This window comes from Streptomyces sp. NBC_01304 (genome assembly GCF_035975855.1).
Lineage (GTDB): Bacteria > Actinomycetota > Actinomycetes > Streptomycetales > Streptomycetaceae > Streptomyces.
Map to the genome: position 1 here is coordinate 7801314 of NZ_CP109055.1, position 13787 is coordinate 7815100.

Here is a 13787-nt window from a genome sequence, read left to right on the forward strand (position 1 = left end):
TTTCAGTTGCGTACGCCCGAAACCGGCGGCGTACTGACGGCATCGCTCAACGCGCCTGCGGCGGCGTGTACTTGTACCCCACCCGCCGCACCGTCTGGATCGTCCCGCGGTGCTCGGCGCCCAGCTTGCGGCGCAGCCGGGCGATGTGGACGTCGACCGTGCGGCCGTCGCCCACGTGGCCGTAGCCCCACACCGTGGTGACCAGTTGGTCGCGGGTGTGCACCCGGTTGGGGTGGGCGACGAGATGCGCGAGCAGCTCGAACTCCAGGTAGGTCAGATCGAGCGCCCGCCCTTCGACCGCGGCGGTGCGCTGCACCGGGTCGATGCTGACGAGCGCGTCATCGGCATCGCGGCCCGCCGGTACGGGATCGGGGACGAGCACCGGCTGCTGGTCGGCGGGGACAAGCACGAGGTAGCCGACCATCGGCGGGTGGCCCGGCAGGCTGGGCAGGGTGTGCTGCGGCGCGGGCAGCCAAGTGGCGCCCGGCGGAAGGAAGTCCGGGGCCTCGGGGAACCCGACGACCTCGTCCCGGTCGACGGCCCGCAGTCGGTGCCGGGCGGTACTGGAGGGGTGCGCGGGGCGCGGCGCGGTCGCGTTGGCGGCGGTGGTGAATGTACGGGAATGGGCGATGTGTGCCATGAGTGGTCAGCTCTTTCGCGCGGAGTGGGCGTCTCGAAACTCGCAAGTTCGGAAGCTCGAAGGCTCGGGAACTCGGGAACGTACGGATCCGCGTCGACCGAAGGCCGTGCTCAGTGAAGGTCTGCTTCAGTGAACGGCGTTAGAGGGCCGGCGCGTTCTGCGCGCGGCAACACACCCGGTCGAAGTCGTGGTGCTGACGGGAAGGCCAGAACGGCTCGAGGTCGTGGCGACCCGGCGTGTTGTTCTGGTGGCTGTCCATGTCCCTATTCAAGCAGACGTCCGCACGCGGCAGCAGAGTGCTCTCGCAGGTTGATACGCGTTCTTGAGCGCTCTTGGCGCGAACCGTGCGCCGGCCGGCCCGCCGCACCCGGTATGCCGTCCCCGCCTCACCCCGTGAGCCGCTTCGCCCAGTCCAGCGGTGTGACCTTGATCGCCTGCGTGGCCGAACCGTCCCATTCCAGCTGCAACCCGGCTTTCGCCAGGGCGCCGGCAACGTCCCACCCCACTGAGATCGTTGCGGCATCCGTCCCGTCGTACGCGCCGAACAGCAGCATCAGCCCGTGCCCCGCCGCGGCGGATTCCGTGCACTGGGAGTGGAAGAAGACGAAGCCGCGCGCCCCCTCGGCCGCCTCGCCGGCGATCTCCGCCGTGCCGCAGGTCCGGCAGCAGGTGAAGTGCTCCCGGGCGGTGATGCCCCGCTGCTCCAGCGCCGCGAACGCCGCGCTGATCCGCTCCGGGTCGGTGCGTCCCGCCCAGAGCTTCTGCTCGTCGAGCCGCTCCAGCCAGAGCCGGTCCACCAGGGCCCGGGCCTGTGCGGGGGACACCGGCCGTACGTCCCCGTCCACGAGCCATTCCTCGGCGGACTCGGCGAGCACGGCCCGGCCGTCGTAGCCACAGGCGATCAACCCCCGGACGTACTCCTCCATTTCGCCCCGGATGTCCTCGGGCAGCTCCGGCGCGGGATCGGCCGCGGGCCCGAAGTCGACGCGCTCCCAGGCGAGCCCGGCGTCCCAGTCCCGCTCCTCGCGCGACCACCGCAGCAGGAACTCCGCCACCCGCCCGGGGTCCGGAGCGCTCGCGCCGAAGTGCCGGTCGGCCGATCCGGCCCGGTACTCCACCTGATAGTCCCCGCCGACCTCGTGCCACACCTGGGCGAAGACGTCCGGCAGCTCGGGTATCCGCTCGACGACCAGGAACCGGTCCCCTTCGTCCCCGATGCGCCGCACCAACTCCCCGAGCCTGTCCGCCGAAACGCGGGCAAGGCGCTCCCCGCGCTCTGTGTTCACCGTGATCGCAAGCATGACCCCACCGTGACACACGCCACTGACAACGCCGCCAAGCCCCCGACGCCGCAAGCCTCCGACGCCGCCAAGCCCCAACGCCCAGGGGGCGCCCACCGATTCGGCGGGCGCCCCCTGGGCAACGTACGAATTCTGCGGGAGAGCCGTGGCTCAGACCTGCCCGGCCTTCTCCAGCGCCTCGCAGCACGTGTCGACCATCAGGCGGGTGACGACGTACGGGTCGACGTTCGCGTTCGGACGGCGGTCCTCGATGTAGCCCTTGCCCTCCTGCTCGACCTGCCAAGGGATGCGGACCGAGGCGCCGCGGTTCGAGACGCCGTACGAGTACTCGTTCCACGGGGCCGTCTCGTGCAGGCCCGTCAGGCGGTCGTCGATGCCCGCGCCGTAGTTCTTCACGTGGTCGAGCGGCTTGGAGCCCTCGCCGAGCGACTCGCAGGCGGTGATGATCGCGTCGTAGCCCTCGCGCATCGCCTTGGTGGAGAAGTTGGTGTGCGCACCTGCGCCGTTCCAGTCGCCCTTCACCGGCTTGGGGTCGAGGGTCGCGGAGACCTCGAAGTCCTCGGCGGTGCGGTAGAGCAGCCAGCGGGCGACCCACAGCTGGTCGGAGACCTCCAGCGGGGCCAGCGGGCCGACCTGGAACTCCCACTGGCCGGGCATGACCTCGGCGTTGATGCCGGAGATGCCGAGACCGGCCTTCAGACAGTTCTCCAGGTGCGCCTCGACGACGTCACGGCCGAAGATCTCGTCCGCGCCGACACCGCAGTAGTAGCCGCCCTGCGCCGCCGGGAAGCCGCCCTCGGGGAAACCGAGCGGACGCGCGCCCTTGAAGAAGGTGTACTCCTGCTCGATGCCGAAGATCGGCTCCTGGGCCGCGAACTTCGTCGCCACCTCGGCCAGTTCCGCCCGCGTGTTGGTGGCGTGCGGCGTCATGTCCGTGTTGAGGACCTCGCACATCACCAGGATGTCGTCGCCGCCACGGATCGGGTCCGGGTAGGACGCGACCGGCTTCAGCACGCAGTCGGAGGCGTGTCCCTCGGCCTGGTTGGTGCTCGAACCGTCGAAGCCCCAGATGGGCAGCTCGGCCACGCCCGCGACAGCGCCCGTCAGTATCTTCGTCTTCGAGCGGAGCTTGGCGGTCGGCTCGGTGCCGTCGATCCAGATGTATTCGGCCTTGTAGGTCACGGGCGTCATCCTTTGCGGGCTCTGCATGCCGATGCGGGCGGTCACGCGGGTGGAGCGCGGGCGGGCTGTGCGGGCCTTCCCTGCTGTACGCGCAGCTTGGCAATCCGCGATTTCCCGACCGTTGCCCGTCTGTGAACCCCGTGTTACGCACCTCGCTCAGCGGCCTCACTCGTATATGAGGCCCGGCGGGCCAGCCATGAGGCCCCGCCCGGTCAGCCCTCCCAGTGCCCGCGCTGCGCCGCTTCGACCACGTGCCGCTTCAGCATTCCGTCGAATCCGGCGGCCCTGATCCGGCGCACCAGCTCGACGGGCGTGGCCCCGAGGGCGTGCGCGGTGTCGGCGAGGTTCCAGTCGTGCCGGGCCAGCTGGGAGAGCAGGTGGCCGCGCCTGATCTGGTTCTCGGTGAGCCGGATCGTCTTCAGATACGCGACCCGGCCCTTGAGGTCGGTGATGACCTCGCCGATGTGCTGCTCGCGCTGCCGCTCGAAGGGCGGCAGGAAGCGGGCGAGCCGGTAGCGGCCCATCCGCCGGAGCCGGTCGAACTCGTACGACTCGTCGAGCAGCCCGTTCGCCAGCTGGGTGTCGTGCGCCGTCGCCCAGGCCCGCTCCTGGCCCCGCGCGGCCTCGCGCAGTGCGGCCAGTGTGGTCAGCTGCGGCGAGTCGGGGATCTTCGCGGTGAACTCCGGCACCGGGCCGCCGTAGTGGGCGTGCTGGTACACGAGCTCCCCGTACATGTCCTGCAGCAGCGTGGCGTGCAGGGCCCGGTAGTCGTCCGGGTGCGGCACGACGAACGCGGCGGCGAGCGCGTCGGCGACGTACAGCATCAGTCCGCACTGGCCGGGGTGGATCTCGAAGATCCGCAGGGCGTCGTCGAGCCCCTGGACCTGGCTGCCCGCGTACGCCATCTCCGCGCGCGGCGTGAGGCCCTTGCGGATCGCCCGCCGGGACCACTCGTCCCACAGGACGGACGGGCCGCCGAAGTGCAGGGCGAGATAGCCCTCCAGGGCGAGGTGCAGCGGAAGGAAGCGCAGGCGCTGGGAGCCGGCGCGCTGGACGAGCCTGCGCATCGGCACGGCGTGCACGGGCTCGTCGTCGCACAGCTGGGTGCCGTACGCCGCCGCCGGGGAGCCGTCCTTGGTCCAGTCGGCCACGAAGCCGTGCGGGATGTACGCGGTGTAGTAACTGTTCTTGTCCGCCTCCACGGCGAGCAGGGCGTCCTCGAACAGCTCGTGGCGCAGCCGCAGATCGGTGAGCGGCTGCTCGCGCACGAGGGGTACGAGCCGGACGCCGCCCCAGACCTGTGCGGGCCGGGTGGTCAGCCCGGTGAGGTCGAGGCGGGTCATGGCGCTTCCTTGGCGAAGTCTTCGGTGGAGTCCTCGGTGCCGTCTTTGGTGAAGGGCTCGCCGTTGATGAAGAGCTTGATGCGGTCGTCCATATAGGCGCGCAGTTCCGCGAGCCCCGTGCGCCCCTCCGCGAACTGCGCCAGCTCCACCAGGGCCGGCAGGTCCTCGGCGTCGCGGATGCCCGCGGTCGGCACGCTCGGGGCGATCCGGCGCACGTCGAAGTCGGCCGCGTCGTATACGGGGTTGAGGTGCACGACGCTGGTGCGGCGCCCCGGGTCGAGGCGGGTCCGCCACACCCGGAGGACCTCGCCGGCCAGGCCCGGCGGGGCGTTGTCCCAGCCGTCCGAGACGATCACCAGGCGCTCGGGGGAGTGGTCCAGCGCGTCCAGCACGCGGGTGCCGAGCGGGGTCGGGCCGTACGGGTAGGTGAGCAGGGCGTCGTGGCGGCCCGACGTCCACAACGGCACGTACCCATCGGCCAGTTCGGCCAGCAGGAAATGGCAGGCCAGAGCCACTGCGAGCGGGCGGCGGCGCTTCTGTGCGGAGCCGGACGCGGAGAAGCTGTCGTCCAGGACGGCCGCGACCTTGCCCCAGCTCCCCGCGTGCGGCCCCGCGATCCGGCGGGCGGCCGCCCGCAGCGCGTCGGTGAGCTCGGTGCGACGGGCGGAGCGGGCGCTGAGGTCCAGGGACAGCACGTACGAGGCGAGCCGGGTCAGCGGCATCGTCGCCAGGTCAATGTCCACGCGCGCCTTGTGCGTCTGGGCGGCCCCCTGCAGGCGCAGCCGCTCCAGGCGGGTCATGCGGGGCGCGATCCGCTCCAGGAAGCGGGCACGCGGAATGCCGTGCTGCGCGGCGAAGCCCTCGGCGACCGTGAACGGCAGCTCGTACAGCGCCGCCTGCTCGTAGCGGGCCCGCCGGTGGGTGTCGAGCAGCGGATGGTCGTAGCGCACGCGCGCGCGGGGCGCGAAGAGGAAGTCGCCGAGCTCGTCGTCGACCCGCGTGTGTGCGTGCCGGACCGCCGACTTGAGGCCGCTGCGGTACTTCACCGCGTCGAACCCGGGGTCCTTCCGGCCCGCCAGCCAGTCCCGGACGATCGCCCGGGTGCGACGGTTGTTGACGCCCGCGCGGCGCAGCGCCGCGAACACCTTGTACACACGCTGCGGCGGCAGCGCCGCGAGCCGCACCGCGATCAGCCGGCCCTCGACGCGGCGCTGCTCCGCGTCGGCCTCACGCGCGGTGACCAGGAGCTGCTCGATGATGCGGGCGGCGTTGTGGTCGTTGATGTCGAGGGCGAGCGTCGCGGCGTACAGCGGGCGGTAGTTGACGCGTACGTACTCGTGCAGGAAGTCCAGCGACATCCGCTGCTCGTCCGCGTCCGAGCGGAACTCGCGCTGTCCTGTGGAGGTGATCGCCGCGTTCACGAAGAGCAGCACGTCCTCGGCCGCGATCAGGTCCGCGTACGTCTCCATGACGGCGTCTCCATGCCGGGCTCCAGCTGCAGAAGGTGGTCGGAGCCGGCCGGGGAATGGGGGCGCGAGCAGCGAATGCATTGCTGTACAGGCAAGAGTCGGAAGTCGCACCGGAGTCCCGCGGCCGGCAGTCGAACGTAACACCGGACGCGGTGTGCCCCATCATGGTTTTCCATGACTACTCGGACAGCACAGCCGCGCATCGGACTCCTCGGCACCGGCCCCTGGGCCCAGCGCGTGCACGGCCCCGCCCTCGCCGCGCACCCCGGCGTCGAGCTCGCGGGGGTGTGGGGGCGCCGGCCCGAGGCGGCCGGGGAGCTGGCGCAGACGCTGGGCACGCGCGCGTACGCCGATGTGGACGAGCTCTTCGCCGAGGTGGACGCCGTCGCGGTCGCGCTGCCGCCGGACGTGCAGGCGCCGCTGGCCGTACGGGCCGCACGCGCGGGTTGCCATTTGCTGCTCGACAAGCCCGTGGCGACGACCGTGGAGGGTGCGCGCGAGGTGGCCGAGGCGGCCGGTGAGGTCGCCTCCGTGGTCTTCTTCACCCTGCGCTTCTCGAGCGCCGCGGCCCCCTGGATCGACGAACAGGCGGGCGTGGACGGCTGGTTCACCGCGAGCGCCCAGTGGCTCGGCACGATCTACGCTCCCGGCGGGAGCAGCCCGTACGCCGCCTCGCCCTGGCGGCACGAGAAGGGTGCGCTGTGGGACGTGGGGCCGCACGCCCTGTCCGTGCTGCTGCCGGTGCTCGGCGATGTCACCGAGGTCACGGCGGCCCGCGGCCCCGAGGACACCACCCACCTGCTCCTTCGCCACGCCTCCGGCGCCTCCAGCGTGGCGACACTCAGCCTCACCGCCCCCGAGAAGGCGGGCGGGGTGAGCGTCGAACTGCGTGGCGAGAGCGGGGTCGCGACGCTGCCCGAGGTGTGGGGCGAGGGCCCGCTGGACGCCTACGGGCGGGCGATCGACGCGCTCCTCACTTCGGCACGGACCGGGGTTCCGCATCCCTGTGACGTCCGGTTCGGGCTGCGCGTGACGGAGATCCTGGCGGAGGCGTCTCGTACTTTCGGCCAGGGTAAATAGGCCCTATTGATGAGCAAATGGGCCCGTACCGGCCCATAACGTGGGGTGCTTCATCTACTGCCAAAAGGCCGGGAGGAGCGTCGTGCGTAAAGAGAACTGGCTGTTCGGGGGCGTGTACGGCACGGTCCTGGCCAGCGCCCTGCTCGCCGCGCTGCAGCGCGACGGCGGCGGCTACACCCCGTACTACGACGCCGCCTGGATCATGGTCACGGCCGGCACGGCGGCCCTCGCGCACGGCTACGCCCACCACATGTCCACGCACGAGCAGGGCTCGGCGGGGCACCGCTGGCGACAGCTGTGCCGCACCCTGGTCGCCGAGTGGCCCATGGTCGTGGCGTGCCTGCCGACCGTGCTGCTCCTGGTCGCGGCCGGGTTCTTCGACTGGCCCGAGAGCGACGTGACCACCATCGCGCTCAGCCTGAACGCGGGCCTGCTGCTCGGCTGGGGCACCTTCGCGGCGCTGTCCCAGGGCTATCGGCGCCGCTCGGCCGTGGCCATCGGCAGCGCGGACGCGGCGATCGGGCTGCTGATCGCGGGGGCCAACGCGCTGATCAAGTAGGCGCGTCGGCCCTCGCGATCCGACCCCCGCGGCCCAGCCTCCGCGCCCCGACCCCCGCAACCCAGTCCCCGCGCCCCGACCTCACCGGCCCAGCGCGTCCCGTACCGCCTCCTCCGTGCGCCCCACCACGGCCGTGCCGTCGTCCGCCGTGATGATCGGGCGCTGGATCAGCTTCGGATGCTCGGCGAGCGCCGCGATCCACCGCTCACGCCCGCTCGCGTCGCGCGGCCACGCCTCGCGGTCCTTGAGGTCGAGGGCCTTGGCGTCGGCCTCCTGGGTGCGGGTGATGTCCCACGGCTCGAGCCCGAGGCGCCGCAGCACGTCCCGGATCTCGTCCTTCGTCGGTACGTCCTCCAGGTAGCGGCGCACCGTGTAGTCGGCGCCCTCCGCGTCGAGGAGGGTGAGTGCGCTGCGGCACTTCGAGCAGGCCGGGTTGATCCAGATCTCCATGTCGCAAGCGTAGGTCCCGGGCGCCTCAGGGGCCGCTCACGCCCCTCCTGAAAACCACTCAACGCCCTTCTGGCCAGCGGCTTTTGTCAGTGGTGGGCAGTAGAATAGAAGCAGTGTTCGAGACGGGTTGCGTGGGGGTCGCGCAGCCTTCGATCACCCCAGGAGGATGCTTATGGCCGCTGCCACCTTCACGATGAAACCGCTGCCGATCGACCTGCCGTACATGCCGCTGGTGAAGAAGCCGCTGCCCGCAGGCCGGCCGCGCGAGTGGTACATCATCCACAACCGCCGGCTGAAGGCCATGCGCCTCGCCATCGCCCTGCTCGACTCCGGGGTCTGGCGTGCGGACCAGGCGGACAACCGCAAGATACGCACCACCGCCGAGCTCGTCGGCGTACATCCGCCGTCGGACATCACCTGCCACATGGTGCGCGCGCTGATGCGCTACAGCCGGTGACGCGGTGCGGGTGGTGACTGACGCATCGGCGACGGCGACGCATTGACGACGGCGATGCGTCGGCGCCGCTGAGGCGGCCCCGTGCCGCCGGGCCGGGTTCCGTGAGGGCTCAACCCGGCCCGGCGGCACGGTCCTTGGTGCGAACCGCGAACCGCGAACCGCGAGCCCGGGTGCGGCGATGTGGGGTGCGCCGGGCTACCCCGCAAGCTCCCGCTCCAGCGGTGTCCGGAACCGAGGTGTGCACCGCACCTGCCCCATCCACCCCGCGAGCCGCGCCGCCTCCGCCTCGACGCCCGCGCGCGCCTCGGTCCCCACGTCGGTCAGCGCCCGCCAGACGATCTCGCCGTCGCCGCGCTGCGCCCAGCCACCCACGACCTGGCCGTCCCACCACACCGTGGGCCCGATGTTGCCGCTGCGGTCGAACAGCGTGGCCCGCAGCCCGGGCGCCACGTACCAGTCCCGCCCCTGCCATCCCATCGCCGTCGGATCGAGCGCGGGAAGCAGCGCCGCCCAAGGCTCGGGCGGCTCGCCGACCGGCTCCGCGTCCCCGGGCAGGACGAAGCCCACACCGCCGTCCTCCAGGGCGACGTCTTCCGCGCCGACCGCGGCCAGCGCCTTGCGTACGTCGCTGACCTTCCAGCCCGTCCACCACTTCAGGTCGGCCTCCGTGGCCGGACCGCAGGCGCCCAGCCAGTGGCGTACCAGCTCCGACTGGGCCTCGGCGAGCGGCAGTTCGGGCATCGGGGGCGCCACCGCCCAGCGGAACTGGCTGGACGTCCACGAGCCCAGCGGCCGCCCCCGCACCACCCGCCCCTCCGTGCCGAGCACGCGAAGGAGCCGGGACGAGACCGACTGCCGCGTCTCGTAGCTCTTGCCCGGCGCGTACACGAACTGCTCGCGCAATCGGGGCTCGTCCTCGGCCAGTTCATTGGCGGTGGCCTCCCCGCGCGCGGCGAGCGCGGCCAGCGTCCCCGCCTCCACCGACGCCAGCCAGTCCGCGTCGAAGGAGCTCCCGGCCCGCAGGTTCTTGATGAGCGAGGCCCGCTCCCGCACGGCAACGGCCCGCGCGGTGGAGGCCTCCACGACCGGTGCGAGCCCGGCCGGGAACACGAAGACGGTGTGCCGCATGCCGTGCATCCGCACCAGCGACCGGTCCTCGTACAGCGCCCGCTCGAGCCCCGCCACCGGCCCGCCCCCGCCCGCGAGACGGGCCCCCACGGCCAGGTACACGCTCGCCGGATCCGTCCCGTGCAGCGCCACCAGGGAGCGCGCCACCTCCTCGGCGCGGTCCGCCCGGGCCTCGCCCGCGAGCCGGTGCCGCAGACCGAGCCGGGCCCGGCGCTCGGCGTGGTCGATGGTCCTGCGCAGGCTGCTCATGGCGGCCATGATGACGCAGCCCACTGACAACGCCCCGGACCGTACGCGCCTCTTGAGTGCGCGCCTCACGGGTACGCGCCTCACGGGTACGCGCCTCTTGAGCACGCGCCTCTCGGGTGCGCGCCTCTTGAAGTGGACCCGTCACCTGTGCCATACCTGATGCCATCAATGTCTAGACCATTCCCGGCTCCGTGGAAGGGCCCCACCGTGCGACGCACCCCCACGCTCGCCGCCCTGCTGACCGCCGCCCTCCTCGCCCTCACGGGATGCGGCGCCGGCGAATCCGGCTCCGGTGACGGCGAACCCCCTTCGGTCCCGCGCGGCCTCACCGTCCAGGCCTCCAGCGCGACTTCGGTCCACGTCATGTGGAACAAGGCCACCGACAACGTGGCCATCACCGGCTACGAGATCTACCGCGGCAACAAGCTGGTCAAGAAGGCGGCCGCCACCCAGTACATGGTCGATCTCAACGGCCTCACGCCAAAGGCCACTTACCGCTTCAGCGTCCGGGCCAAGGACGCCGCGGGCAATCGCTCACCCGTCGGCAGCCCGGTGTCCGTCACCATGCGGCCCCCGGCCCCCGAGGACCGCACCCCGCCGGCCGCCCCCACCCGGCTGCGCGCCAAGGCGTCGGGGCCGCGTGCCGCCACCCTGACCTGGGACGCCTCCAAGAGCGCCAAGGACATCACTTCGTACGACATCTACCAGCGCGACACGAAGATCCACAGCGTCGAGGGCACCGCAACCGGCGCCCTGATCACGGGACTTCGCCCCGCCACCGCCTACACCTTCACGGTCAAGGCCCGCGACGCCGCCGACAACTCCTCGAAGCCCAGCGGGGCCGTCGACCTCACCACCGCCTCCGCCCCCGACGACAACGCCACCGGCTCCACCGCCCCCGCCGACCTCCAGGTGCGCACGCACGACGACGACGGCGCGTACTACCTGGACCTGTCCTGGGACCCGCCGAAGACGGGCGGCGACGTGTCCGCGTACGAGATCTATCTCAACGGACGCCAGACCACGACCCTGATGTGGGGCTCCGGCGCGCCCGAGGGCCGGGCGAAGCACAGCTTCTTCATCACGCGGGAGGCGGGGGAGACGTACCGGGTGAAGCTGCGGGCACGGCTGCCCGACGGCAACTGGGGGGCGTTCTCGGCGGAGCGGACGGCCGTCACCGGCGGGGACTAGGGCCCTTCTGACGGATCTCCGCGGCGTCGCGACGCCCGGCACGCACGCTCGCCGCACGGCGGAAAGGGACAGGTGGCTCCGCCACATGACCCTTTCCGCCGCACGCCGATCGCACGCACCGAACGCCGCTCCTTGTGCCGCGGAGATCCGTCAGAAGGGCCCTGGCCGTCAGCGAGGCGTCGTCGCATCCGGCACGAACGGCGCCCCGTGCCCCGGCACGATCACGTCGGCAAGGCCCAACACCCGCTCCCTGCTTGCCCGGTGCAGCTCGCGGTCGACCGTCACCGGGTCCTCCGCGGGCCCGTCCGCGCGCCACCACAGGTCACCGACGAGGGCCACCAGGCCGTCGGCGGTGCCGACGAGGAGGGTGATGTCCTCGTGGCTGTGCCCGGGGGTCTCGAGCAGCCGGAGCGAGGGCGTGAACTCGTGGCCCTCGGCGTCGCGGGTGGTCCAGCCGTGGCCGTCGTAGATCGCCTTGTGATCGTGGACGCGGGCCGAGGTGAACAGGCCCGCGTTCATGACGTTGTCCGGGTGGTGGTGGCTGAGCACCACATCGGTGATGTCGTCGGTCTTCAGGCCGAGTTCGCCGAGCGCGTCGGTGATCACGGACCGGTGGGACACCATCCCCGGGTCGAAGACGATCCGGGCGTCGCCGTCGATCACGAGGGAGATCGTGGCAGCGACGCCGGGGCCGGTCGAGCCGGTGTAGCCGGTGGCCAGGACGTGGTGGACGGCGGAACGACCGCGCGGGGTGTCGGTGTCGGCTGCGGTGGTGGTGTTCTCGGTGTTCGTCATGGCTCAAGCCTCGCGCTGCAGCGATCATGCGGAAAGTGGCGGATCTGCCGCTCATCGCGGGTTTTCTGCCACTCGTACGAGGACGGGCGTGCGGCGCCGAACTATCGTGGCCCGATGCCCAGTCCTCCCGGCCCTCCCAGCCGCATCAGCAAGGTCGCCGCGTACATCCCCCAGGGCGCCACCGGCCTGGGCCTCGGCATCGTCAACGAGGTCTTCGCGCGCCCCTCCTTCGACTTCGCCCTCTGCGCCGACCGGCCGGGCCCGCTCCGCACCGACCTGGGCCTGCCCCTGCAGGCGGAGCACGGCCTGGACAAGCTGGCCGAGGCCGATCTGGTCCTGCTCCTGCCCGGCCTCGACTTCCGCGACGCACCCCCGCCGGACACCGTCGAGGCGATACGCGCCGCGCACGAGCGGGGCGCCCTGGTGGCCGCCCACTGCGTCGGCGTCTACGCCCTCGCCGCGACCGGACTCCTCGACGGCCGGGAGGCGACGACCCACTGGCGCTTCGCCGCCGAACTGGCCGTCCGCCACCCGGAGATACGGCTGCGCCCCGAGGCGCTCTACATCGACGAGGGTCCTGTCGTGACCGGCGCGGGCGCCGCCGCCGGCCTCGACCTCTGCCTGTATCTGATCCGGCGCGAACTGGGCGCGAGTGCCGCCAATGACATCGCCCGCGACCTGGTCACCGCCCCGCACCGCGACGGCGGACAGCTCCAGTACGTTGCTACACCGGTCCCCGCCGACGCCGACGACGAACGCATCTCCGCCGTCCTCACCTGGGCCCGCACCCGCCTGGACCGCCGCATCACCGTCGACGAACTGGCCGAGCGGGCCCTGATGAGCCCGCGCACCTTCGCCCGCCGCTTCAAGTCCGCGACCGGCACCACCCCGCACGCCTGGCTCCTGGCCGGGCGCCTCGACCTGGCCGAACAGCTCCTGGAGAGCACGGACTTGAGCGTCGAGGAGATCGCCCGACGGGTCGGCTACGGCAGCGCGGCGGTACTCCGCGGGCAGTTCGTGCTCCGCCGGGGAGTACCGCCGCGCGACTACCGGCGTTCCTTCACGCGTTCCTTCACGCGTTCCTTCACGCAGAACGTCACGCAGAACGGCTGACGCGCCCGGCGGAACCGCTGTCGCGCACGTGCGTGGCCAGCGCGGCGAGGGTCCGCTGCCACGCGTCCCCGGCCGCTTCGGCGACGTAGGTCTCGGGCCGCTCGTCGTTGAAGAAGCCGTGACCGACGCCGTCGTACGTCACCTGCTCGTGCACCACTCCCGCGGAGCGGAAGGCATCGCCGATGCGGTGCCACTCGTCGAGGGACATCACGAAGTCGTCCGCGCCGAAGAAGGCGAGCAGGAAGCCGGCGTTCTTGGCGATGGCCGCGCCCTTGGTGACGGGCGGTTCGGGGTCGGCGAGCGGGAGGCCGCCGTCGAGCAGCCGGCCGCCGTAGTCCCGCGCGGCGCGACGACGACAGCAGGACCGATCGCAGGGGGACCGGCACACCATGTCCGCAGCACAGCCCGCACCGCACTCGACCACCGTCGAGTGGATACGCCTCACCGACGACGAGGGCCCCGAGGGCTACCTCGTACTCCCCGAGGACCGTGCGTCGCGCGGCGCCGTCGTGGGCGGCGAGATGTTCGGCGTTCCGGCCCACCTGAAGGCGATCTGCGAGCGCCTGGCCGCCGAGGGCTACGCCGCCCTCGCCCCCGACTTCTACTGGCGCCACGACCGCCGCGCCGCCTTCGGCTACGACGAGGACAGCCGCGCCCGGGCCTTCGCCCTGCTGAAGGGGCTCCGGCGGGACGAGGTCATCGCAGACCTCACCGCCGCGCGCGCCACCGCCGAGCGGTACGCGGGCCCGGGCGGGTGGACGGCCTTGATGAATCGCCGCCTGAATCGCCGCCTGAACCGCCGCCTGAACCGGTGAGGGAACGGCAACCCG

General features: G+C 72.0%; 15 protein-coding genes. 6 read left to right on the top strand and 9 right to left on the bottom strand.

The genetic code is table 11. From position 1 onward, the window contains the following. Window positions 1–46 precede the first annotated feature (46 nt). The 5 genes from OG430_RS34675 to OG430_RS34695 all read right to left on the bottom strand — a co-directional run bounded on the left by OG430_RS34675 (window position 47) and on the right by OG430_RS34695 (window position 5935). Window positions 47–631, bottom strand: a complete 585-nt coding sequence (locus tag OG430_RS34675) for a winged helix-turn-helix domain-containing protein (RefSeq protein WP_327359352.1) — start codon at window positions 629–631, stop codon at window positions 47–49. Window positions 632–1026: 395 nt separating this feature from the next. Further along, window positions 1027–1941 (bottom strand): DUF6891 domain-containing protein, encoded by a 915-nt coding sequence (locus OG430_RS34680; protein WP_327356595.1) that lies wholly within the window; start codon window positions 1939–1941, stop codon window positions 1027–1029. Between the two features lie 150 nt (window positions 1942–2091). Continuing rightward, window positions 2092–3123, bottom strand: coding sequence for a glutamine synthetase (glnII, locus tag OG430_RS34685; protein ID WP_327356596.1), 1032 nt, complete (start codon window positions 3121–3123; stop codon window positions 2092–2094). A 212-nt stretch (window positions 3124–3335) separates the two neighbouring features. After that, entirely contained in the window at window positions 3336–4466 is a 1131-nt protein-coding gene (locus OG430_RS34690; protein WP_327356597.1) for an ARPP-2 domain-containing protein, read from the bottom strand. Further along, window positions 4463–5935: a hypothetical protein gene (locus tag OG430_RS34695; RefSeq protein WP_327356598.1), complete on the bottom strand. Its 1473-nt coding sequence runs from the start codon at window positions 5933–5935 to the stop codon at window positions 4463–4465. Before OG430_RS34695 ends, OG430_RS34690 begins: the two co-directional genes overlap by 4 nt. Window positions 5936–6109: 174 nt before the next feature. Between OG430_RS34695 and OG430_RS34700 the strand changes: the two genes are divergently transcribed. Both OG430_RS34700 and OG430_RS34705 read left to right on the top strand, forming a co-directional pair. Then, window positions 6110–7015: a Gfo/Idh/MocA family protein gene (locus OG430_RS34700; protein ID WP_327356599.1), complete on the top strand. Its 906-nt coding sequence runs from the start codon at window positions 6110–6112 to the stop codon at window positions 7013–7015. A gap of 82 nt (window positions 7016–7097) precedes the next feature. Further along, entirely contained in the window at window positions 7098–7574 is a 477-nt protein-coding gene (locus tag OG430_RS34705) for a hypothetical protein (RefSeq protein WP_327356600.1), read from the top strand. A gap of 81 nt (window positions 7575–7655) precedes the next feature. On the opposite strand, the gene OG430_RS34710 is transcribed toward OG430_RS34705, so the two are convergent. Beyond that, on the bottom strand, window positions 7656–8024 hold the full coding sequence (locus OG430_RS34710; RefSeq protein ID WP_327356601.1) for an arsenate reductase family protein: 369 nt from the start codon (window positions 8022–8024) through the stop codon (window positions 7656–7658). 172 nt (window positions 8025–8196) lie between these two features. On the opposite strand from OG430_RS34710, the gene OG430_RS34715 reads away from it, so the two are divergent. Then, window positions 8197–8481, top strand: a complete 285-nt coding sequence (locus OG430_RS34715; protein ID WP_327356602.1) for a hypothetical protein — start codon at window positions 8197–8199, stop codon at window positions 8479–8481. A gap of 195 nt (window positions 8482–8676) precedes the next feature. On the opposite strand, the gene OG430_RS34720 is transcribed toward OG430_RS34715, so the two are convergent. Further along, window positions 8677–9858 (bottom strand): winged helix DNA-binding domain-containing protein, encoded by a 1182-nt coding sequence (locus OG430_RS34720; protein WP_327356603.1) that lies wholly within the window; start codon window positions 9856–9858, stop codon window positions 8677–8679. A 168-nt stretch (window positions 9859–10026) separates the two neighbouring features. On the opposite strand from OG430_RS34720, the gene OG430_RS34725 reads away from it, so the two are divergent. Beyond that, window positions 10027–11049, top strand: a complete 1023-nt coding sequence (locus tag OG430_RS34725; RefSeq protein ID WP_442816608.1) for a fibronectin type III domain-containing protein — start codon at window positions 10027–10029, stop codon at window positions 11047–11049. Window positions 11050–11217: 168 nt separating this feature from the next. Here the strand turns inward: OG430_RS34725 and OG430_RS34730 are convergent, their stop codons facing one another. Then, window positions 11218–11844, bottom strand: coding sequence for an MBL fold metallo-hydrolase (locus OG430_RS34730; RefSeq protein ID WP_327356605.1), 627 nt, complete (start codon window positions 11842–11844; stop codon window positions 11218–11220). A 114-nt stretch (window positions 11845–11958) separates the two neighbouring features. Here OG430_RS34730 and OG430_RS34735 point away from each other — a divergent pair, with 114 nt between their 5' ends. Beyond that, window positions 11959–12957, top strand: coding sequence for a GlxA family transcriptional regulator (locus tag OG430_RS34735; protein ID WP_327356606.1), 999 nt, complete (start codon window positions 11959–11961; stop codon window positions 12955–12957). Here the strand turns inward: OG430_RS34735 and OG430_RS34740 are convergent. After that, complete coding sequence (locus tag OG430_RS34740; protein ID WP_327356607.1) at window positions 12941–13348, bottom strand: dienelactone hydrolase family protein; 408 nt, start codon at window positions 13346–13348, stop codon at window positions 12941–12943. The two genes, OG430_RS34735 and OG430_RS34740, sit on opposite strands and share 17 nt — an antisense overlap. Between OG430_RS34740 and OG430_RS34745 the strand changes: the two genes are divergently transcribed. Beyond that, complete coding sequence (locus OG430_RS34745; RefSeq protein WP_327356608.1) at window positions 13347–13772, top strand: dienelactone hydrolase family protein; 426 nt, start codon at window positions 13347–13349, stop codon at window positions 13770–13772. The two genes, OG430_RS34740 and OG430_RS34745, sit on opposite strands and share 2 nt — an antisense overlap. The last annotated feature ends 15 nt before the right edge of the window (window positions 13773–13787 follow it).